Here is a 17,645-nt window from a genome sequence, read left to right on the forward strand (position 1 = left end):
GGCGACTCTATCGATCACGCAGCCCGGCCTACAGACCCGAAAGTCGCTGTCCGGCCCGCACCACGGCCATCGCGTGCCGCTCGCCCGGACGGCGGCCGAGGCGCTCGATCGGACCGCTTATCGAAATCGAGGCGATCACCCGGCCCGTCCGGTCGCGGATCGGAGCCGAGACACTCGCCACACCGGGCTCGCGCTCGGCGACACTCTGGGCCCAGCCGCGGCGGCGCACCTCGGCCAGCGTGCGGCCGGTGAACTTGCAACGGGGCAGCAGCGGCATGACCGCCTCGGGCGGTTCCCAGGCGAGCAGGATCTGGGCGGCCGAACCGGCCACCATGGGCAGCACCGAGCCGACCGGCACGGTGTCGCGCAGACCGCTCGCGCGCTCGGCCGCGGCGACACAGATACGCTCGTCGGCACGGCGCAAGTAGAGCTGCGCGCTCTCTCCGGTCGCGTCCCGCAATGCGGAAAGCAGGGGCTCGGCCGCGGTCAGCAGCACGTCCGGCGCGGCGTTGGCGAGCTCGCCCAGGCGCGGGCCCGGGCGCCACCGGCCCTGGGTGTCACGCACCAGCATCCGGTGGATCTCCAAGGCCTGGGCCAGGCGATGTGCGGTTGCCCGCGGAAGCTTCGTTCGGTCGACGAGCTCGGCCAGGCTGGCGCCGTCGACACACGCCGCGAGGATGACTACCGCCTTGTCGAGAACGCCGACACCGCTCATACTGTGTCCCACAAGCCGAAACATACCTCCCAGAATTTAGGATGTCCAGATGGTGGGAGTCACTCCGAGGACCCTGGCCGAAAAGGTCTGGGACGACCATGTCGTGCGTGCTGCCGAGGGTGAGCCTGATCTGCTCTACATCGACCTGCACCTGTTGCACGAGGTGACCAGCCCGCAGGCCTTCGACGGCCTGCGCATGGCCGGCCGCCCGGTTCGACGCACCGATCTCACGCTCGCGACCGAGGACCACAACACGCCGACCGGCTACGCCGACCCGGCCTTCAACACCAAGCGCGGCGAGCTTTTCACGATCGCCGACACCACCTCGCGGACGCAGATCGAGACGCTGCGCAAGAACTGTGCCGAGTTCGGTGTTCAGATCCGCCCGCTGGGCGACGTCAATCAGGGCATCGTGCACGTGATCGGGCCGCAGCTGGGCCTGACCCAGCCCGGCATGACGATCGTGTGCGGTGACTCGCACACGGCCACGCACGGCGCCTTCGGGGCGCTCGCGTTCGGCATCGGCACCAGCGAGGTCGAGCACGTGCTGGCCACCCAGACGCTGCCGCAGTCGAAGCCTAGGACGATGGCCGTCACGGTCGTCGGTGAGCTGCGGCCCGGCGTCAGTGCCAAGGACCTGATCCTGGCGCTGATCACCCAGACCGGCACCGGCGGCGGCAACGGCCACATCGTCGAATACCGGGGCGAGGCCATCCGCAAGCTCTCCATGGAGGGCCGGATGACCATCTGCAACATGAGTATCGAGTGGGGCGCCAAGGCGGGCATGATCGCGCCCGACGAGACCACGTTCACCTACCTCGAGGGCCGCGAGAACGCGCCCAAGGGCGAGGAGTGGGACGCCGCCGTCGCGTACTGGAAGACGCTCGTCACCGACGAGGACGCGGAGTACGACACCGAGATCATCCTGGACGCCGCGGCGATCAGCCCGTTCATCACCTGGGGCACCAACCCGGGCCAGGGCGCGCCGCTCGACAGCGTGGTGCCGGACCCCGACGAGTTCATCGAGGAGACCGACCGCAGCGCCGCCCGGCGCGCGCTGGAGTACATGGACCTCGCGCCCGGCACGCCGTTCAAGGACGTCCCGGTCGACGTGGTCTTCGTCGGCTCCTGCACCAACGGGCGCCTGGAGGACCTGCGCGCCGCGGCCGACATCATCCGCGGTCACAAGGTCCACGACGACGTCCGCATGATGATCGTCCCCGGTTCGTACAAGGTGCGCGAGGCGGCCGAGGCCGAGGGACTCGACAAGATCTTCACCGAGGCGGGCGCCGAGTGGCGTTTCGCGGGCTGTTCCATGTGCCTGGGCATGAACCCGGACACGCTCAGCCCGGGCCAGCGCGCGGCCTCGACCTCCAACCGCAACTTCGAGGGCCGGCAGGGCAAGGGCGGGCGTACGCACCTGGTCTCGCCTCAGGTCGCCGCCGCCACCGCCGTGGTCGGCAAGCTGGCCGCCCCCGCCGATCTGTAGAGCCAGGAGTTACTCCAGATGGACAAGTTCGTCACCCACAGCGGCAAAGTGATGCCGCTGCGCCGATCTGATGTAGACACGGATCAGATCATTCCGGCCGTCTATCTGAAGCGGGTCACCCGCACCGGATTCGAGGACGGTCTGTTCAGCGCCTGGCGCGAGGACCCCGGATTCGTGCTTCATAACCCGGCCCACGCCGGGGCCACCATTCTGGTCGCCGGCCCCAATTTCGGCACCGGATCCTCGCGTCAGCACGCCGTCTGGGCGCTGCGCGACTGGGGGTTCAAGGTGGTCATCGCGGCCCGCTTCGGCGACATTTTCCGGGGAAACGCGCTCAAGGAAGGGCTGCTGCCCGTCCAGCTCGACCAGAAGGCGGTCGAGGCGCTCTGGGATCTGGGCGAGAGCGAGCCCGATAAGCAGATCACCGTGGACCTCGAGGCCCGCCGGGTCGTGGCCGACGATGCTTCCTGGTCGTTCCCGATCGACGATTTCAGCCGCTGGCGCCTCATGGAGGGCCTCGACGACATCGGACTGACGCTGCGCCACGCCGAAACCATCTCCACGTTCGAGAAAAACCGTCCAACCTTCAAACCGGTTACCGCCTGAGCGCGAAAACCCTAGTCAGAGCACGCTTTTTCGCCCCCGCCGCATCCCCGGCGGGGGCGAATTCGTTGTAACGCAAGGGTTTTTTATGACACTAATGTTTGTGTCTGCTGGTCAGAGGGCATACGGTGCGCGCAGAATGGCTCGCATTGGGCCAGTGAGGCTCAGTTCTCACGTTTGGGAGGAAAATCGTGAACAAGGCCGAGCTCATCGAGGCGCTCGCAGCCCGATTGGGAGACCGCAAGTCCGCGACAGCGGCACTCGACGCGGTCATCGCCGAGGTGCAGGGTGCTGTCACCAAGGGCGATCGGGTTGCTATCACCGGCTTCGGCGTCTTCGAGAAGCGGGCACGCAATGCGCGGACCGCCCGTAATCCGCGCACTGGCGAGCCGGTGAAAGTGAAGAAAACCTCCGTGCCGGCCTTCAAGCCCGGCACTGCTTTCCGCGAGATGGTCGCGAGCGGAAAGGTCGCCAAGGCGGCGGCGCCGGCCAAGAAGGCGACGGCTACGAAGGCCACCGCCACCAAGGCCACGGCCACCAAGGCCACCGCCACGAAGGCGGCGGCGACCAAGGCGGCTCCGGCCACCAAGGCCACCGCCACCAAGGCGACCGCCACCAAGGCGACGGCGGCCAAGAAGACGGCCGCCACCAAGGCCGCCCCGGCCAAGTCGACGGCGACCAAGGCGACGGCGGCCAAGAAGACCGCCGCCACCAAGGCGACCCCGGCCAAGTCGACGGCGACCAAGGCCACGACCGCCACCAAGGCGACGGCGGCCAAGAAGACCGCCACCAAGGCCGCCCCGGCCAAGTCGACCGCGACCAAGGCCACCGCGGCCAAGGCCACGACGGCTACCAAGGCCACGGCGACCAAGGCGACCGCGGCCAAGAAGACGGCCGCCACCAAGGCTGCCCCGGCCAAGAGCACCGCCACCAAGACGGCGGCGGCCAAGAAGACGACCGCCCGTAAGACCACCACGGCGGCCGCGGCCGCGACTCCGGCTCGGGCTCGCGCCACTGGTACGGCGCGCAAGTCCCGCTGATTTCGCGGATTGCGTCATGTACGGCCGATAAGGCGTCCACCCTAACGGTGGACGCCTTTCGTGTGTGCGGGCGCGGAATGCGTTGCGGGGCCTACCGTCCGGGGCATGGAGCGCAGAGCGATGCCCCGGGGGCTGGTCAGCCGGTCGCTGATCGCCACTCTGGTGTTCGCCGCCGCGGTGGTGCCGGGCTGGACGTTCGGGTCGCTGGCCGAGCGGTGGACCGGCTCGGAACTGCTCGACTGGTTCGTCACGTGCGTGTGGGCGGCCGGTGCCGTCCGCGTGCTGGCGCCCCGGGCGTCCTATCGGACCCGGGACGCCTGGCTCGGCCTGATCCCGCTCTACAACTGGTATCTGGTCTGCGTGCTCGGCTGGCGGGTGGCCCTGCTGCCGTTCCGCGACTGGGAACCACGGGAGGACGAGCTGTGGCGGGCCCGGTGGCTCACCGGTGACCTGATCGGTTACTGGCGCGCCGATCCGGTGCCCGTCGGGGCGCCTAGAGCCGCGTCGGCTCCAGCAGCGAGTCGCCGCTCCAGGTGAGCAGCCAGGCCGAGCCCTTGGGCGTCTTGTAGGGCTCCGGATCGGACTCGTCGCGCAGGGCGGCCAGCAGATGCGGGATGATTTTGCCCTGGCTGCAGACGGCCGGCAGGCCCGGGCCGTCGCGCAGCTCGAGCAGGCGCTGGGCGGCCAGTTTGGCCTTGGCCGGGGCGTCGTCGGCCTCGGCCGGCTCGGCGAACGCCCCGTCCACCACGATCGGCAGACCACCGCGCGCCTCGGCCAGCGGCTCCAGGGTCTGCTTGCAGCGCAACGGCGTCGCGGTGACGAGACGCTCGGGGCCGATCGGCCCGCAGATCTCGGCGAACCGCGCCGCCTGCTCCTCGCCCAGTTCGTCGATCGGGCGCAGCGCGTCGTTGCCGCTCCACTTCTTCCGCTCCCCGGCGTGCGCGTGCCGCACCAGCACCACGACCGAGGTGATCGGCGGCAGCTCGGCCACGTGGCGCAGCACGGCGCGCTCGTCGTCGTAGGTGAGCCGCGCGGCCGCCTCGTCGAACGACAGCCACGCGATCTCGTCGACCTCGTCGGTGTCCTGCACCGGGCCGCCCTCGCCGACCGTCTCCATCAGCCAGTAGTCGACCGTCTTGAAGTGGCCGTCGAAGGCGTAGGACACCTGCGGCAGTGCGAGCCGGGCGCGGCCGGTCCATCCGGTCTCTTCCAGCACCTCGCGGGCGGCCCCGATCAGCGGGTGCTCGTCGTGGTCGAGCTTGCCCTTGGGCAGCGCCCAGTCGTCGTAGCGGGGCCGATGCACGAGACAGACCTCGCCGCCCCGCACCAGCACGGCACCCGCCGCGCGGATGGTGTCGCTCATCTCAGGACGCCTTGCCGATCACCCGGCGCAGCAGGGCCTCCTGCAGGTGCAGGTGGGGCTCGGTGAGGTTGGCCGGGTGCCGGTGCCAGGTGCCGTCACCGGCCAGGTCGAAGCCCTCGGTGCCGTCGCTCATCGACAGATCGAGCACGTAGCGCAGTTCCTCGCGGGCGGTCGGCAGGGTCACCCGCACCAGCGCCTCGACCCGGCGGTCGAGGTTGCGGTGCATCATGTCGGCCGAGCCGATCCAGTATTCGGCGTCGTCGCCCGCGCCGAACCGGAACACCCGCGAGTGCTCCAGGAACCGGCCGACGATCGAGCGCACCCGGATGTTCTCCGACAGCCCGGGCACACCGGGGCGCAGCGCGCACATCCCGCGGATGATCAGATCGATCTGCACGCCGTCGTAGGAGGCCTGGTAGAGCGCGTCGATCGTCTCCTCGTCGACCAGCGAGTTCACCTTGATCTGCACCAGCGCGTCGCCGCCCTCGCGGGCGATGCGGGCCTGCTCCTCGATCCGCTCGATCAGACCGGCGCGCACGCCGTGCGGCGCCACCAGCAGCCGGCGGTACGAGCGCTGACGGCTGTAGCCGGTGAGCACGTTGAACAGATCGGTGACGTCGGCGCCGACCTCGGGATCGGCCGTGAGCATGCCGAAGTCCTCGTACAGGCGGGCGGTCTTGGGGTGGTAGTTGCCGGTGCCGATGTGGCAGTAGCGGCGGATCTGGTTGCCCTCCTGCCGCACCACCAGCGCGGTCTTGCAGTGCGTCTTGAGGCCCACGAGGCCGTAGACGACGTGGCAGCCGGCGCGTTCCAGGGTCCGCGCCCAGGCGATGTTGGCCACCTCGTCGAAGCGGGCCTTCACCTCGACCAGCACCACCACCTGCTTGCCGGCCGCGGCCGCGTCGACCAGGGCGTCGACGATCGGGGAGTCGCCCGAGGTGCGGTAGAGGGTCTGCTTGATGGCCAGGACGTCCGGGTCAGCCGCCGCCTGCTCGATGAAGCGCTGCACGCTGGTCGAGAACGAGTGATAGGGGTGGTGGACCAGGATGTCGCTCTCGCGCAGCCGGTTGAAGACGCTGCGCGGCACCTCCCCGTCGGCCAGCTGCGGATGGGTGGCCGGCACGAACGGGCGGTCCTTGAGGTCGTCGCGGTCGCACTCGCCGAACACCTGCCAGAGGGCCGACATGTCGAGCAGCCCCGGTACGCGCTGCACGTCCGCCCCGGTGACGTCGAGCTCGCGCACCAGCAGGTCGAGCACGTGGTCACTGATCGAGGCGGCCACCTCGAGCCGGACCGGCGGGCCGAACCGGCGCTGGGCCAGCTCGCGCTCGAGCGCCTGCAGCAGGTCTTCGTCGCGGTCCTCGTCGACCTCGAGCTCGGCGTTGCGGGTGACCCGGAACACGTGCCACTCCTGCAGTTCCATGCCCGGGAACAGCTGGTCGAGGTGGACCGCGATGAGTTCCTCGACGGGCAGGAAGCGCGCCGCCCGGCTGTCGTTCTGCACGGTCACGAAGCGCGGCACGTTGTTCGGCACCTTGATGCGGGCGAACAGTTCGCCGCCGGCGTCGTCCGGGTCCTTGAGCACGACCGCGAGGTTGAGCGACCGGTTGGAGATGTAGGGGAACGGGTGCGCCGGGTCGACCGCGAGCGGGGTCAGCACCGGGAAGACCTGCTCGCGGAAGTAGGTGCGCTGCCGTTCCCGCTCGCCGTCGTCGAGATCGGCCCACTTCACGATCTCGATGCCCTCGGCGCGCAGCTTGGGGCGTACCTCGTCGGAGAAGCAGGCCGAGTGCCGGGTCACCAGGTCGGCCGTGCGCTGCGAGATCATCTCGAGCTGGTTGCGCAGCGAGGAGCGGTCACCGCCGCGCATCGGCAGGCCCGCGTTCAGCCGCCGCTTCAGCCCGGCCACCCGCACCATGTAGAACTCGTCCAGGTTGCTCGAGAAGATGGCCAGGAACTTGGCCCGCTCGAGCAGCGGCGTCTCCGGGTCCTCGGCGAGGGTCAGCACCCGCGCGTTGAAGTCGAGCCAGGACAACTCCCGGTTGAGGAAGCGGTCCTCCGGCAGTTCGAGGTCGGGCCGTTCGATGGTCGGTGTTTCGGTGGTCACCACTTGCTCCGTCGGTGTCGGATCGTCCGGTGCGGCTACCACGTTCTCGCCCACGGGCGCCGGCTCGGTCAGGGTCGTACGGGGAAGAAAGCGGCCGTTCGGGCCACGCCGGCGGGATTCGGGGGTCCGGGGCGAGGTGTGCATCAGGCCATCATTGCCGGTTTCTTCGGAACGTGAAACGAACAAACCCGGCTATCTGTCAGGCGATGCCCGGAATTCTCACCTGGCGGACACTTCCCGCGTCGTCGGCGTCGATGTCGACCCGCTGCCCGAGACGGAGTTTGCGCAGCCCCGAGGCGTCGAAGGCGGGGGCCTGGAAGGCCAGCTCAGTGCCGTCGTCGAGCAGCAGCGTGCCGCTCCGCGAGGCCTGGTCGAAGGTGGCGATGGTGCCCTGCATGGCGATGACGCTACCGGTCACGCCGCCGAGACGCAGGCCACCTTGAGCCCTAGGTCACGCAGAAGCGCGCAGGTGTGTTCGCCGGCCCCCAGCGCGAGCACGGTGGCCAGGTCGGCCGGGGTGTCGACGTCCTGCCGCAGGCCGGGCCAGTCGCCCTCCAGCGGGCGGGCGCCGGAGGCCGCGTGGGCCGCCGCCGAGCCGAGCCCGAACCGCGGGTCGAGCGGCTCGCCGGCCGGCGCCGCGAGCAGCACGGTGCCACTGCCGGCGGCGTCGGCCACAAAACCGCGACCGGGCCCGGCCGCGGCCAGCGCCGCGTCGAGCTGCCCGGGCCGCAGCGCGGGCAGATCGCCGGCCAGCACGGCGCGATACCGGCTCAAACCGGCCACCTCGTCGGCGCCGTACCGCATCGCCTCGTTGAGTCCCGCATCCGGCCGGTCGGGCACCACCCGGGCGCCCAGCGCGGCCACCGCGGCCGCGGCCACCTGGTCGTCGGTCACCACCAGCAGCTCGGTCACCGTCGCGGCGGCCAGCACCGCGGTCGCCGTGTCTCGCACCATCGCCAGCGCGAGGTCGGCGTGCCGGGCCGCCGGCACCGCGCCCCGCAGCCGGCTCTTCGCGGCGGTCAGCCGCTTGACCGGCATCACCGCCACCCAGTCACTCGCCATCTGCACAAGTCTGCCAGCGACCCCGGTAAGGACCCCTACCTGGTACCGCAGGCTTCGAGCAGGCATGATTTCGTCGCAGGTAACACGGATCGGCGGGGACACGCCGACCGACAGGGGCAGGCATTGCAGGCAGGAGGGGCCGTGGCACACCGCAGGCTCGGGTTCTGGCGGCGTTTCGCGGCGGCATTGGTGATCCCGGTGCTGCATGTCTGGACCAGGCGCACCTGGCTCAACCAGGAGAACATCCCGCGTACGGGCGGCGTGATCATCGCCCCCAACCACGTGTCGCACTTCGATCCGCTGGTCGTCGGCTACTACATCTTCGGATCCGGCCGGTGGCCACGTTTCCTGGGCAAGGCCAGCCTCTGGCGGGTGCCGGTGCTGGGCGGTTTTCTCCGCAAGGTCCAGCAGATCCCGGTCGAACGAGGCAGCGTAGAGGCGGTGAAGTCGCTCGACGTGCTGATCGAGGCCCTCGACCAGGGCGGTGTCGTGATCATCTATCCGGAGGGCACGACCACCCGCGAGCCCGATCTGTGGCCGATGCGCGGCAAGACCGGCGCGGCCCGGCTGGCCCTGGTCACCGGGGCTCCGGTGGTGCCGGTGGCGAACTGGGGAGCCGAGAACATCTTCGACCCGCGGACGAGCAAACTGCGATTCCGTCCCCGTACGCCGGTGACCGTCACCGCCGGCAAGCCGGTCGACCTGAGCAAGTGGCAGGGCGCCACCCCGACCCGGTCCGTGCTGGACGAGATGACCGAGGCCATCATGCACGACATCAGCGTCCTGCTCGGCGAGGTGCGCGGCGAGACCCCGCCCGCCGCCCGCTATGACCGCCCCCGCAAGCCGAGCACGAAAGCCGGGGACGCCTGATGCCTCGCGCGGCGGTACTCGGCGCCGGCGCCTGGGGCACGGCTTTCGCCAAGATGCTGGCCGAGGCGGGCGCCGACGTCACCATCTGGGCCCGGCGCGAGGCCGTGGCCGCCTCGATCCGGGACAACCATCTCAACGAGGGCGCCCTGCCCGGCCGCAAGCTGCCCGAGCGGATCACCGCCACCAGCGACGTCGCCGAGGCGGTGGCCGGCGCCGAACTGGTCGCCATCGCCGTGCCGTCCCAGACGCTGCGCGGCAACCTGGCCGAGTGGGCCGGCGCGTTCGAGCCCGATTCCACCCTCATCTCGCTGATGAAGGGCATCGAGCTCGGCACCACCAAGCGGATGAGCCAGGTCATCGTCGAGACCGCACGCGTCGATCCCGACCGCGTGGTGGTGGTCTCAGGTCCCAACCTGGCCCCCGAGATCGCCGACGAGCAGCCCGCCGCGACCGTGGTGGCGGGCACCGACCACGACCGGTGCCGGGCCGTTCAGCACGCCCTGGCGCTGCCCTACATGCGTCCCTACACGACGCAAGACGTGATCGGCTGCGAGCTCGGCGGTGCCGTCAAGAACGTGATCGCCCTGGCCTACGGCATGGCCGCGGCGATGGGCCTGGGCGACAACACCAAGGCGTCGCTGATCACCCGCGGGCTGGCCGAGACGGCCCGGCTCGGGGTCGCGCTCGGCGCCGACCCGCTCACCTTCGCCGGTCTGGCCGGTCTGGGCGACCTGGTCGCCACGTGTTCGTCGCCACTGTCGCGCAACCGCACCTTCGGCGAGCAGCTCGGCCTGGGTAAGACTCTGGAGGAGGCGCAGGCCGCGGCCCGGCAGACCGCCGAGGGCGTGAAGAGCTGCCTGGCGATCCGCGACCTGGCCCGGGCCCACGGGGTCGAGGTGCCGATCACCGAGCAGGTCGAGCGGGTGTGCCACGAGGGCGTCGACCCGCGGGTCGCGGTGAAGCTGTTGATGGGTCGGGAGATGAAGTCCGAGTGAGTTATTCAGACGGCACACGGGTCGTGCACGCGGGACTGCCCGAGGCCGCCGTCGGCGATCCGTTCCTGCCCGGTCCGGTGTTCGCCGCTCCTTACCATCTCGACCCGGCCGACGGGCAGACCGGCGACAACGGCTACGGCCGCCCCGACAACCCGACCCGGCGCCGGCTCGAGGGGGCGATCGGCGAGCTCGAGGGCGGCCGGGCGCTGACCTTCGCGAGCGGGCAGGCCGCGATCACCGCTCTGCTGCTCTCCACGCTCCGCACGGGCGACACGGTGGCCCTGCCCTCCGACGGTTACTTCACGGTCCGCAGCTTCGCCGAGAGCACCCTTCGCGACCTCGGCGTACGGACGGTCCTGGTGCCGACCGCGGGCCCCTACCCCGATTTCACCGGCGTCCGGCTGGTGCTGCTCGAGACCCCGGCCAACCCGGGCCTCGACGTGTGCGACATCGCCGAGGTGGCCGCCACCGCCCACGCGGCCGGCGCTCTGGTCGCGGTCGACAACACCACCGCCACGCCGCTGGGGCAGACTCCGCTCGCGCTCGGCGCCGACGTCGTGGTCGCCTCCGGCACCAAGGCCCTGACCGGCCACTCCGACGTGCTCCTGGGCTACGTGGCGGCCACCGACGCCGAGCTGCTGGGCAAGATCGAGACGTGGCGCAAGCACACCGGCGCGATCCCCGGTGCCTTCGACGCGTGGCTGGCCCACCGCTCGATCGCCACGCTCGACCTGCGCCTGGCCCGGCAGACCGGCAACGCGGCGGCCGTCGCCGAGCTGCTCGCCGGGCGCGAGGACGTGTCCGGCGTACGGTGGCCCGGTCTGCCTTCCGACCCCTCGTACGCGGTGGCCTCCAAGCAGATGCGGCGCATCCCCGGCATCGTCTCGTTCGACCTCGGCGACGCCCAGCGGGTGGCCCGTTTCCTGACCGCCGCTTCGCTCGTCTTCGCGGCCACTTCGTTCGGCGGCGTGCACACGACGGCCGACCGGCGCGCCCAGTGGGGTGACGACACGTCGCCCGGCTTTGTCCGCCTGTCGTGCGGCATCGAAGACACGGTGGACCTGCTGGCCGACCTGACGGCCGCCCTCGACCAGGCCTGATCTACGGTTTTCGGGTGAGTTGGGACTGTTTTTCCGGTGACCAGGTAGCCGCCATGACGCAGGGGTCGAGCTTCTTCGCCGACCCCGGTGAGCGCGAGTGCCCCGCCTGCGGTGCGACGTCGTTGCGGGCCTACTTCAACGCTCCGGAGAACGCCCGCCGGCCCACCCTGGTCAGCTACGTGTGGTGCTCGTCGTGCCGCAAGTTCGTCGGCACCCGGGCCAAGCATCCGGACGGGCTGGTCTTCAGCGATCCGCTGGCCACGCTGTCGCTCGCCGAGCGGCGTGGGCTCGAGCGGAGCCTGGTCGGCTTTCTCGAGCATCTGGACGGCCTCTGGGACGCCGGCGTGCTGCCCCAGACGTTCGCCGCGTAACTGCTGCTGACACGGCCCACCCGACCGGGGGACCCCCACCCTCACGTCCACGCTACGCCAAGATCGGCGCTGGTCGGCGCGTCGTCCACAGGCGCCGCCGAGGGCAAACGGAGTTGTCCACAGGTCTTGCGAGAGAACCCACAGCGGCTCTATGGTTCGTTACATGAGTAATGAACCACTGCAGTAGGGAGGCTCGGGTGTTCGACGACCGCAGCCCGATCTATCTGCAGATCGCCGACGGCATCAAGAACGACGTCCTGAGCGGGGCTCTCAAGGAGGACGACCAGGTCATGTCCACCAACCAGTACGCGGCCTTCTATCGCATCAACCCGGCCACCGCGGCCAAGGGGTTCGCCCAGCTGGTCGACGAGGGCGTGCTCTACAAACGGCGCGGCATCGGCATGTTCGTCAGCCCGGACGCGCCGGCCAAGCTGCGGGCCGAGCGGCGGCAACGGTTCTTCACCGACGTGGTCGAGCCGATGCTCGACGAGGCCAAGCGCGTCGGGATCGGCGTCGACGAGATCACGAGCTATCTGGGGAGCCGGCCATGATCGAGGTGCGCGGCGTCACGATTCGCTATGGGCGCACGGTCGCGGTCGACGACGTCGATCTCACCCTGCCCGCCGACACCATCTACGGCCTGCTCGGGCGCAACGGTTCGGGCAAGACCAGCCTGCTCAGCGCGCTCGCGTGCTACCGCAAGCCGACCACCGGCACGGTGCTCGTGGACGGCGAGGAGGCCTTCGAGAACCCGCGGATCGCGCGCCGCACCAGCTTCATCCGCGACACCCTGGACGTGCAGGACGGCTATCGGGTCTCGGCCGCGTTCTGCCTGACCGAGTCGCTACGGCCGGGCTGGGACGCCGAATACGCCGGGAAGCTGGCCGACGTGCTGCAGCTCGACACCCGCAAGCGCATCTCGGCCCTGTCCCGCGGGCAGCGTTCGGTGCTCGGGGTGATCCTCGGGCTGGCGACCCGGGCGCCGCTGACCATTCTCGACGAGCCCTACCTGGGCATGGACGCGGTGGCCCGCACGCTCTTCTACCGCGAGCTGCTCGCCGACTACCTGGCCCACCCGCGCACGATCATCCTCTCCACCCACCTCATCGAGGAGGTGGCCGAGCTGTTCGAGCGGATCATCATCATGGACCGCGGCCGGATCCTGCTGCACGACGAGACCGACGCCCTGCGCGGCCGGGGCGTCACCGTGACCGGGCCGGCCGAGCGGGTCACTGCCTTCGCCCACGGGCACACCGTGCTCGGCGAGCAGAGCCTGGCCGGCGTACGGGCCCTGACGCTCGACGGTCCGCTCGACCCGGACGAGATCGCCCGCGGCGAGCGCGACGGCCTGGCCTTCGGCCCGCTCGGCCTGCAGGACCTGTTCGTCCACCTGACCTCGCAGCCGTTGGAGGCGACCCGATGAGCGCGGCTTCTGGAGGCCACACGATGAGCGTCAGCGGTATGTTGCTCAAGATCTTCCGGCCGATCATCATCTGGATCTTCGTCATCATGGTGACGGTCGAGGTCGTGGCGGTGAGCGGGATCCTGACGGTCAACCCGATCCCGTTCAGCTTCTGGCTGGTGATCGTGGGCGCGATGGCCAAGTACTGGCCGCTGGTGGCCGGCATCATGCTGATCACGATGCATTTCCGGTTCTTCGTCACCAACGGCTTCACCCGGCTCGAGTTCCTGCGCGGGCTGGCCGTGTTCAGCGCCGGCGTGGTGCTGGTGGCTCCGGCCGTGGTCGTTCTCGGGCACGCCGTCGAGAGCACCGTGCTCGCCCTGCTCGACCAGCAGGGCGACGGCTATCCGGTGTTCCGGTTCGGCGACGCGGCGGCCGAATACCTGCACGTGTTCCCGGCCTCGGTCGCCTACATGGCGTCGGGCGTGCTGATCGCGGCTGGGTTCTACCGGTTCCGGCCGCTGATCGCGGTACCGCTCATCGTCCCGGGTGCGATCCCGGTGGCCGTGGCCGACGGGCTGATCCGGATCGACGAGCGGGGCACGCTCACCCAGAACCTGCCCATGGCCGTCGCGCTGACGCTGACCGCGGCCGCGACCGTAGCCGCCGTGATCGCGACGCATCGGGTGATGCGGGACGTGGCGGTCAAACGTACGGCGGGCTGAAGTCAGGCCGTATCGGCGAGCCGCCGTGACGGGTGGGACGCGACGAAGTCGTACAGCCAATCCTGGGTCACCGGCATCTCGGTGCCGCCGGTGACCCGGGCCAGCGCCTCACCCGGCGCGATCCCCAGCAGCACCAGCGTCGTGCAGGCCAGCAGCGTCGAACGCCCTATTCCGCCGAAACACTGGGTCACCACGAACCGGCCCGCCCGCACCTGACCGGCCAGCTGGCCGGCGAGCGTCACCACCTGCACGGCCTCGTCCCGGGGGATACCGCCGTCGGGCACCGGGAACGAGACGAACTGCAGCCCGTACGCCGCGGCCGCCGTGGCCGTGTCGCCGAAGCCGAGCCGGTGCTGTTCGGCTGTGGTCAGAGCCGAGACGAGGATGTCGACCCCGGCACGGGCGAAGGCGCCGAGCTGCTCGGCCGGCCAGGCGTCGGCGCGCGGGTGCGCGATCGTCGCCAACTGCCCGGGCCCCGGCCCGGCGATCACATGGAGTGCTGCTCTCATGAACTGCCCGTTCCCCTGTCCCGGCCTGGTAACCGGGTGATCCCGCGAGTGGCTAACGCAGAGTAGGGTCACCCCCGGCACGCCCGCTACTGAGAGGCCCAAAGAAAGTGACGACCCCTCGGAAAACCCGCGTCGCGATCGTCTTCGGCGGTCGCAGCTCCGAGCACGCGATCTCGTGCGTGAGCGCCGGCAGCATTCTGGCCGCGCTCGACCCGGACGAGTACGAGGTGCTTCCGGTGGGCATCACGCGCGAGGGCCGCTGGGTGCTCGCGGGCGTCGACCCGGCCACCCTCGCCATCGCCGGCCGCACGCTGCCCGAGATCACGGCGGCCAGCGGCAACGCGATCGTGCTGGCGGCCGACCCGACCTCGACCGACCTGATCGTCCGCGACCCGGCCGAGGGCATCTCGTCGCTGACCGGGGTCGACGTCGTGTTCCCGGTGCTCCACGGGGCGTACGGCGAGGACGGCACCATCCAGGGTCTGCTTGAGATGGCCGGACTGCCCTATGTGGGGGCCAACGTCTTCGCCTCGGCCGCGGGCATGGACAAGGAGTTCACCAAGAAGCTGGCCGCGGTCGAGGGCATCCCGGTGGGTCCGTACGCGGTGCTCCGGGCCGGTGTCTCGCTCAGCGAGGCCGACAAGGAGCGCCTGGGCCTGCCGGTCTTCGTGAAGCCGTCGCGGGCCGGCTCGTCGCACGGCATCACCCGGGTCACCGACTGGGCCGAACTCGACGACGCCGTCGCCACCGCCCGCCGGATCGACCCCAAGGTGCTCGTCGAGGCGGCCGTCGTGGGCCGGGAGATCGAGTGCGGCGTGCTCGAGGGCGAGGCCGGCGGAGCGCCCGAGGCGTCGCTGCTGGCCGAGATCCACGTCGCCGACGGCGACTGGTACGACTTCGAGACCAAATATCTCGACGGCGGCCGCTCCGACATCCCGGCCGACCTGCCCGACGAGGTCACCCGTCAGGTCCAGGAGTACGCACGGCGCACCTTCACCGCGCTCGACTGCGCCGGCCTGGCCCGGGTCGACTTCTTCGTCACGGCCGACCACCAGATCTATCTCAACGAGATCAACACGATGCCGGGCATGACGCCGACCTCGATGTTCCCGCAGATGTGGGCGGCCACCGGCCTGGAATACCCCAAGGTGGTCGACCGTCTCATCCGGACGGCGCTGCGCCGGGGGACCGGCCTGCACTAGGGCGCGTCTGGCGGATCACGCGAGTCTGTGGTGCGGTCCAGGTGGTGGCTGACGTCGGCCGCAGGGCGGTCGCATCCCGGTGTTGGATTCGGCCGTTCTGTGGCTGCCGTCAGGCGCCGCCTGGGCCTCGGCGCAGGCCCGCGTGATCCGCCAGACGCGCCCTAACCTTTGCAGCCGCTGGGGACACCCTTGGTGGTCGACTTCACCGTCTTGACCACCGGCTCGGAGAACTCGTTGGCCCACTGGCCGGTCTGGTTGTAGCTACCGGGCACGCTCACCTGCACGGCGACCTCACGGTCCATCGTGGTGAACACGTCGGTGGCCGGGCCGTCGGCGGCCCACCAGCAGACCCCGTCCATCGCCAGCATCGTGGCGTCCAGCGGCACGCAGCCGTCGTGGCCGCCACCGATCCGCTCGCACATCGTGGGCTGCTGGACGCCGCACGACAGGGTGATCGGCGGCTCGCCCCAGGCCGCGTTCTGCTCCGGACCGGCGGTGACCGTGCGGCCGGGCAGACCGCGGAGCACGGTCGGCAGTTGCGAGGTGACGGCGAGGCACACCTGGGTGGTGCGGGCGTCGAGTTTCGGAGCCGCGATCTGCACCGCGGTGGACGGCACGGCGACCGGCGCGGAGGCGGAGGGCGCGGCCGAGGTCTCGCCGTCGGTGTGCGGCTGAATCTGCCAGAAGGCGACGAGACCCACGACCACGGCGACCGGGACGGCGATCAGAGTGGCCCAGAGAGCCGCTTTGCGCGTCGCCGGGTCCGGTTTCTTGGCATTCGCCGGGGGAGTCTCCACGTCGACCATGGTCAGAGGTTTACCACGGAGCAGGTAAGTGTCCGCATGATGCCCGGAACATACTGGACTTTGCTCACAATCAGCCCGCCGAGGTCGTCGACCGTGTGCGACTCGGCCAGCACGACCACGTCATAGGGCCCGGTGACCGCGTCGACGCGCACCACACCAGGGATTTTGCCGATCGCCGCGGCCACGTCATGGGCCCTTCCGACCTCGGTTTGGATCAGGATGTATGCCTGTACCACGCTCCGACTCCATTCCGCCTCCGCCGTAACCCGAACGTGAAACTACCGTACGGATCCGCTCGACAGCGGGACGCCACCAGGACGAAAGGCCGCACACCGTGAGCATTGCCGAGGCCGGAGAGTTCGGGCTCATCGCCCGGGTCGTCGCCAAGCTCGAGAACTATCCGACCACGCTGCTCGGACCGGGCGACGACAGCGCCATCGTCGCCGCCCCCGACAAGCGGGTCGTCGCCTCGACCGACGTGCTGGTCGAGGGCCGGCACTTCCGCCGGGACTGGTCGTCCGGGGCCGACGTGGGCCACCGGGCGGCCGCGGCCAACCTGGCCGACATAGCCGCCATGGGCGCGACCCCGACGGCGCTGCTGGTCGGCTTGTGCGCGCCGGCCGACCTCGAACTGGCCTGGGCCGAGGAACTCGCGGGCGGACTGGCCGACGAGGCCGCTCTGGTCGGCGCCTCGGTCGTCGGCGGTGACACGTCGGCCAGCCCCACCCTCACCGTCGCGGTGACCGCCCTGGGCGATCTGGGCGGCCGTAAACCGGTGCTGCGCAGCGGGGCCGAACCGGGCGACGTGGTCGCGCTGGCCGGGCGCATCGGGCACGCCGCGGCCGGATACACCGTGCTCTCCCGAGGTTTCCGTACGCCCAAGGCGCTGGTCGAGGCGTACCGGCGGCCTTCGGTTCCGTACGCGGCGGGTCCGGCCGCCGCCGACGCGGGCGCCACGGCGATGATCGACGTGTCCGACGGGCTGCTGCAGGATCTCGGTCACATCGCCGCCGCCAGTGTGGTCGGCGTGGACATCCGCACCGACGCGTTCGAGGTGTCCGACCAGATGCGGGACGCCGCGGCGGCGCTGGGCGTGGACCCGTACCAGTGGATCCTCGGCGGTGGCGACGATCACGCCCTGGCGGCCACCTTCCCGCCCGGGACGACACTGCCCGACGGCTGGCGCGAGATCGGCAAGGTGCACGAGGGCACCGGCCTGACGGTCGACGGCCGCGCGTGGAGCGGCCCGGCCGGATGGGACCACTTCAAATAGCTAATTAGGCTCG

At 70.5% G+C, this 17,645-nt stretch carries 21 protein-coding genes; 13 read left to right on the forward strand and 8 right to left on the reverse strand.

Translation table 11 applies throughout. The features are described 5' to 3' along the window. Positions 1–28: 28 nt before the first annotated feature. Positions 29–715: an IclR family transcriptional regulator gene (locus tag KOI35_RS01110; protein ID WP_023561932.1), complete on the reverse strand. Its 687-nt coding sequence runs from the start codon at positions 713–715 to the stop codon at positions 29–31. Positions 716–764: 49 nt separating this feature from the next. Between KOI35_RS01110 and leuC the strand changes: the two genes are divergently transcribed. The 4 genes from leuC to KOI35_RS01130 all read left to right on the forward strand — a co-directional run bounded on the left by leuC (position 765) and on the right by KOI35_RS01130 (position 4,384). After that, a complete protein-coding gene (gene leuC, locus KOI35_RS01115; RefSeq protein WP_215784086.1) occupies positions 765–2,204 on the forward strand; it encodes a 3-isopropylmalate dehydratase large subunit in 1,440 nt (479 codons plus the stop codon). 18 nt (positions 2,205–2,222) lie between these two features. Next, the gene (gene leuD, locus KOI35_RS01120; RefSeq protein ID WP_215784087.1) at positions 2,223–2,810 is read left to right on the forward strand and encodes a 3-isopropylmalate dehydratase small subunit; all 588 of its coding nucleotides are present in this window, start codon (positions 2,223–2,225) and stop codon (positions 2,808–2,810) included. Between the two features lie 188 nt (positions 2,811–2,998). Further along, a complete protein-coding gene (locus KOI35_RS01125) occupies positions 2,999–3,847 on the forward strand; it encodes an HU family DNA-binding protein (RefSeq protein WP_215784088.1) in 849 nt (282 codons plus the stop codon). Between the two features lie 105 nt (positions 3,848–3,952). Next, on the forward strand, positions 3,953–4,384 hold the full coding sequence (locus KOI35_RS01130) for a hypothetical protein (RefSeq protein WP_215784089.1): 432 nt from the start codon (positions 3,953–3,955) through the stop codon (positions 4,382–4,384). On the opposite strand, the gene KOI35_RS01135 is transcribed toward KOI35_RS01130, so the two are convergent. Genes KOI35_RS01135 through cofC form a run of 4 tightly spaced genes read right to left on the reverse strand, consistent with a single transcriptional unit; the run spans position 4,341 to position 8,379 of the window. Continuing rightward, a complete protein-coding gene (locus KOI35_RS01135) occupies positions 4,341–5,210 on the reverse strand; it encodes an NUDIX hydrolase (RefSeq protein WP_215784090.1) in 870 nt (289 codons plus the stop codon). The genes KOI35_RS01130 and KOI35_RS01135 overlap by 44 nt on opposite strands. A 1-nt stretch (position 5,211) precedes the next feature. Further along, positions 5,212–7,461: an RNA degradosome polyphosphate kinase gene (locus KOI35_RS01140; RefSeq protein WP_215784091.1), complete on the reverse strand. Its 2,250-nt coding sequence runs from the start codon at positions 7,459–7,461 to the stop codon at positions 5,212–5,214. A 55-nt stretch (positions 7,462–7,516) separates the two neighbouring features. Beyond that, positions 7,517–7,714 (reverse strand): cold-shock protein, encoded by a 198-nt coding sequence (locus KOI35_RS01145; RefSeq protein ID WP_215784092.1) that lies wholly within the window; start codon positions 7,712–7,714, stop codon positions 7,517–7,519. Between the two features lie 17 nt (positions 7,715–7,731). Then, the gene (gene cofC / locus KOI35_RS01150; protein WP_215784093.1) at positions 7,732–8,379 is read right to left on the reverse strand and encodes a 2-phospho-L-lactate guanylyltransferase; all 648 of its coding nucleotides are present in this window, start codon (positions 8,377–8,379) and stop codon (positions 7,732–7,734) included. Between the two features lie 141 nt (positions 8,380–8,520). Here cofC and KOI35_RS01155 point away from each other — a divergent pair, with 141 nt between their 5' ends. The 7 genes from KOI35_RS01155 to KOI35_RS01185 all read left to right on the forward strand — a co-directional run bounded on the left by KOI35_RS01155 (position 8,521) and on the right by KOI35_RS01185 (position 13,842). Then, positions 8,521–9,249 (forward strand): lysophospholipid acyltransferase family protein, encoded by a 729-nt coding sequence (locus tag KOI35_RS01155; protein ID WP_215784094.1) that lies wholly within the window; start codon positions 8,521–8,523, stop codon positions 9,247–9,249. Beyond that, positions 9,249–10,244 (forward strand): NAD(P)H-dependent glycerol-3-phosphate dehydrogenase, encoded by a 996-nt coding sequence (locus KOI35_RS01160; RefSeq protein ID WP_215784095.1) that lies wholly within the window; start codon positions 9,249–9,251, stop codon positions 10,242–10,244. Before KOI35_RS01155 ends, KOI35_RS01160 begins: the two co-directional genes overlap by 1 nt. After that, the gene (locus KOI35_RS01165; RefSeq protein WP_215784096.1) at positions 10,241–11,344 is read left to right on the forward strand and encodes a cystathionine gamma-lyase; all 1,104 of its coding nucleotides are present in this window, start codon (positions 10,241–10,243) and stop codon (positions 11,342–11,344) included. The genes KOI35_RS01160 and KOI35_RS01165 overlap by 4 nt, the downstream gene beginning before the upstream one ends. 53 nt (positions 11,345–11,397) lie before the next feature. Beyond that, on the forward strand, positions 11,398–11,715 hold the full coding sequence (locus KOI35_RS01170) for a hypothetical protein (protein ID WP_215784097.1): 318 nt from the start codon (positions 11,398–11,400) through the stop codon (positions 11,713–11,715). A 197-nt stretch (positions 11,716–11,912) separates the two neighbouring features. Further along, on the forward strand, positions 11,913–12,266 hold the full coding sequence (locus KOI35_RS01175) for a GntR family transcriptional regulator (RefSeq protein WP_215784098.1): 354 nt from the start codon (positions 11,913–11,915) through the stop codon (positions 12,264–12,266). Beyond that, the gene (locus KOI35_RS01180; protein WP_215784099.1) at positions 12,263–13,138 is read left to right on the forward strand and encodes an ATP-binding cassette domain-containing protein; all 876 of its coding nucleotides are present in this window, start codon (positions 12,263–12,265) and stop codon (positions 13,136–13,138) included. Before KOI35_RS01175 ends, KOI35_RS01180 begins: the two co-directional genes overlap by 4 nt. A 38-nt stretch (positions 13,139–13,176) precedes the next feature. After that, a complete protein-coding gene (locus tag KOI35_RS01185; protein WP_215784100.1) occupies positions 13,177–13,842 on the forward strand; it encodes a hypothetical protein in 666 nt (221 codons plus the stop codon). Positions 13,843–13,844: 2 nt separating this feature from the next. Here the strand turns inward: KOI35_RS01185 and KOI35_RS01190 are convergent, their stop codons facing one another. Continuing rightward, positions 13,845–14,351 carry a protein-tyrosine phosphatase family protein gene (locus tag KOI35_RS01190; protein ID WP_215784101.1) on the reverse strand — a complete coding sequence of 169 codons (507 nt, stop codon included), beginning with the start codon at positions 14,349–14,351 and terminating at the stop codon, positions 13,845–13,847. Between the two features lie 107 nt (positions 14,352–14,458). Between KOI35_RS01190 and KOI35_RS01195 the strand changes: the two genes are divergently transcribed. Then, entirely contained in the window at positions 14,459–15,553 is a 1,095-nt protein-coding gene (locus KOI35_RS01195; RefSeq protein WP_215784102.1) for a D-alanine--D-alanine ligase family protein, read from the forward strand. Positions 15,554–15,714: 161 nt separating this feature from the next. On the opposite strand, the gene KOI35_RS01200 is transcribed toward KOI35_RS01195, so the two are convergent. Then, a complete protein-coding gene (locus tag KOI35_RS01200) occupies positions 15,715–16,359 on the reverse strand; it encodes a DUF3515 family protein (protein WP_215784103.1) in 645 nt (214 codons plus the stop codon). A 2-nt stretch (positions 16,360–16,361) separates the two neighbouring features. Next, positions 16,362–16,595, reverse strand: a complete 234-nt coding sequence (locus tag KOI35_RS01205) for an Lrp/AsnC ligand binding domain-containing protein (RefSeq protein ID WP_203377580.1) — start codon at positions 16,593–16,595, stop codon at positions 16,362–16,364. 98 nt (positions 16,596–16,693) lie between these two features. Between KOI35_RS01205 and KOI35_RS01210 the strand changes: the two genes are divergently transcribed. After that, a complete protein-coding gene (locus KOI35_RS01210; RefSeq protein WP_215784104.1) occupies positions 16,694–17,632 on the forward strand; it encodes a thiamine-phosphate kinase in 939 nt (312 codons plus the stop codon). Positions 17,633–17,645: the final 13 nt, after the last annotated feature.

This window comes from Paractinoplanes bogorensis (genome assembly GCF_018829635.1).
Lineage (GTDB): Bacteria > Actinomycetota > Actinomycetes > Mycobacteriales > Micromonosporaceae > Actinoplanes > Actinoplanes bogorensis.

Excerpts from the sequence above, each read along its gene's own strand:
- KOI35_RS01130 (WP_215784089.1), top strand. The coding sequence starts at position 3,953 with ATGGAGCGCAGAGCGATGCCCCGGGGGCTGGTCAGCCGGTCGCTGATC.
- KOI35_RS01140 (WP_215784091.1), bottom strand. The coding sequence starts at position 7,461 with ATGCACACCTCGCCCCGGACCCCCGAATCCCGCCGGCGTGGCCCGAAC.
- KOI35_RS01185 (WP_215784100.1), top strand. The coding sequence starts at position 13,177 with ATGTTGCTCAAGATCTTCCGGCCGATCATCATCTGGATCTTCGTCATC.
- KOI35_RS01170 (WP_215784097.1), top strand. The coding sequence starts at position 11,398 with ATGACGCAGGGGTCGAGCTTCTTCGCCGACCCCGGTGAGCGCGAGTGC.
- leuD (WP_215784087.1), top strand. The coding sequence starts at position 2,223 with ATGGACAAGTTCGTCACCCACAGCGGCAAAGTGATGCCGCTGCGCCGA.
- KOI35_RS01200 (WP_215784103.1), bottom strand. The coding sequence starts at position 16,359 with ATGGTCGACGTGGAGACTCCCCCGGCGAATGCCAAGAAACCGGACCCG.
- KOI35_RS01135 (WP_215784090.1), bottom strand. The coding sequence starts at position 5,210 with ATGAGCGACACCATCCGCGCGGCGGGTGCCGTGCTGGTGCGGGGCGGC.
- leuC (WP_215784086.1), top strand. The coding sequence starts at position 765 with ATGGTGGGAGTCACTCCGAGGACCCTGGCCGAAAAGGTCTGGGACGAC.
- KOI35_RS01110 (WP_023561932.1), bottom strand. The coding sequence starts at position 715 with ATGAGCGGTGTCGGCGTTCTCGACAAGGCGGTAGTCATCCTCGCGGCG.
- KOI35_RS01180 (WP_215784099.1), top strand. The coding sequence starts at position 12,263 with ATGATCGAGGTGCGCGGCGTCACGATTCGCTATGGGCGCACGGTCGCG.
- KOI35_RS01145 (WP_215784092.1), bottom strand. The coding sequence starts at position 7,714 with ATGCAGGGCACCATCGCCACCTTCGACCAGGCCTCGCGGAGCGGCACG.
- KOI35_RS01160 (WP_215784095.1), top strand. The coding sequence starts at position 9,249 with ATGCCTCGCGCGGCGGTACTCGGCGCCGGCGCCTGGGGCACGGCTTTC.
- cofC (WP_215784093.1), bottom strand. The coding sequence starts at position 8,379 with ATGGCGAGTGACTGGGTGGCGGTGATGCCGGTCAAGCGGCTGACCGCC.
- KOI35_RS01190 (WP_215784101.1), bottom strand. The coding sequence starts at position 14,351 with ATGAGAGCAGCACTCCATGTGATCGCCGGGCCGGGGCCCGGGCAGTTG.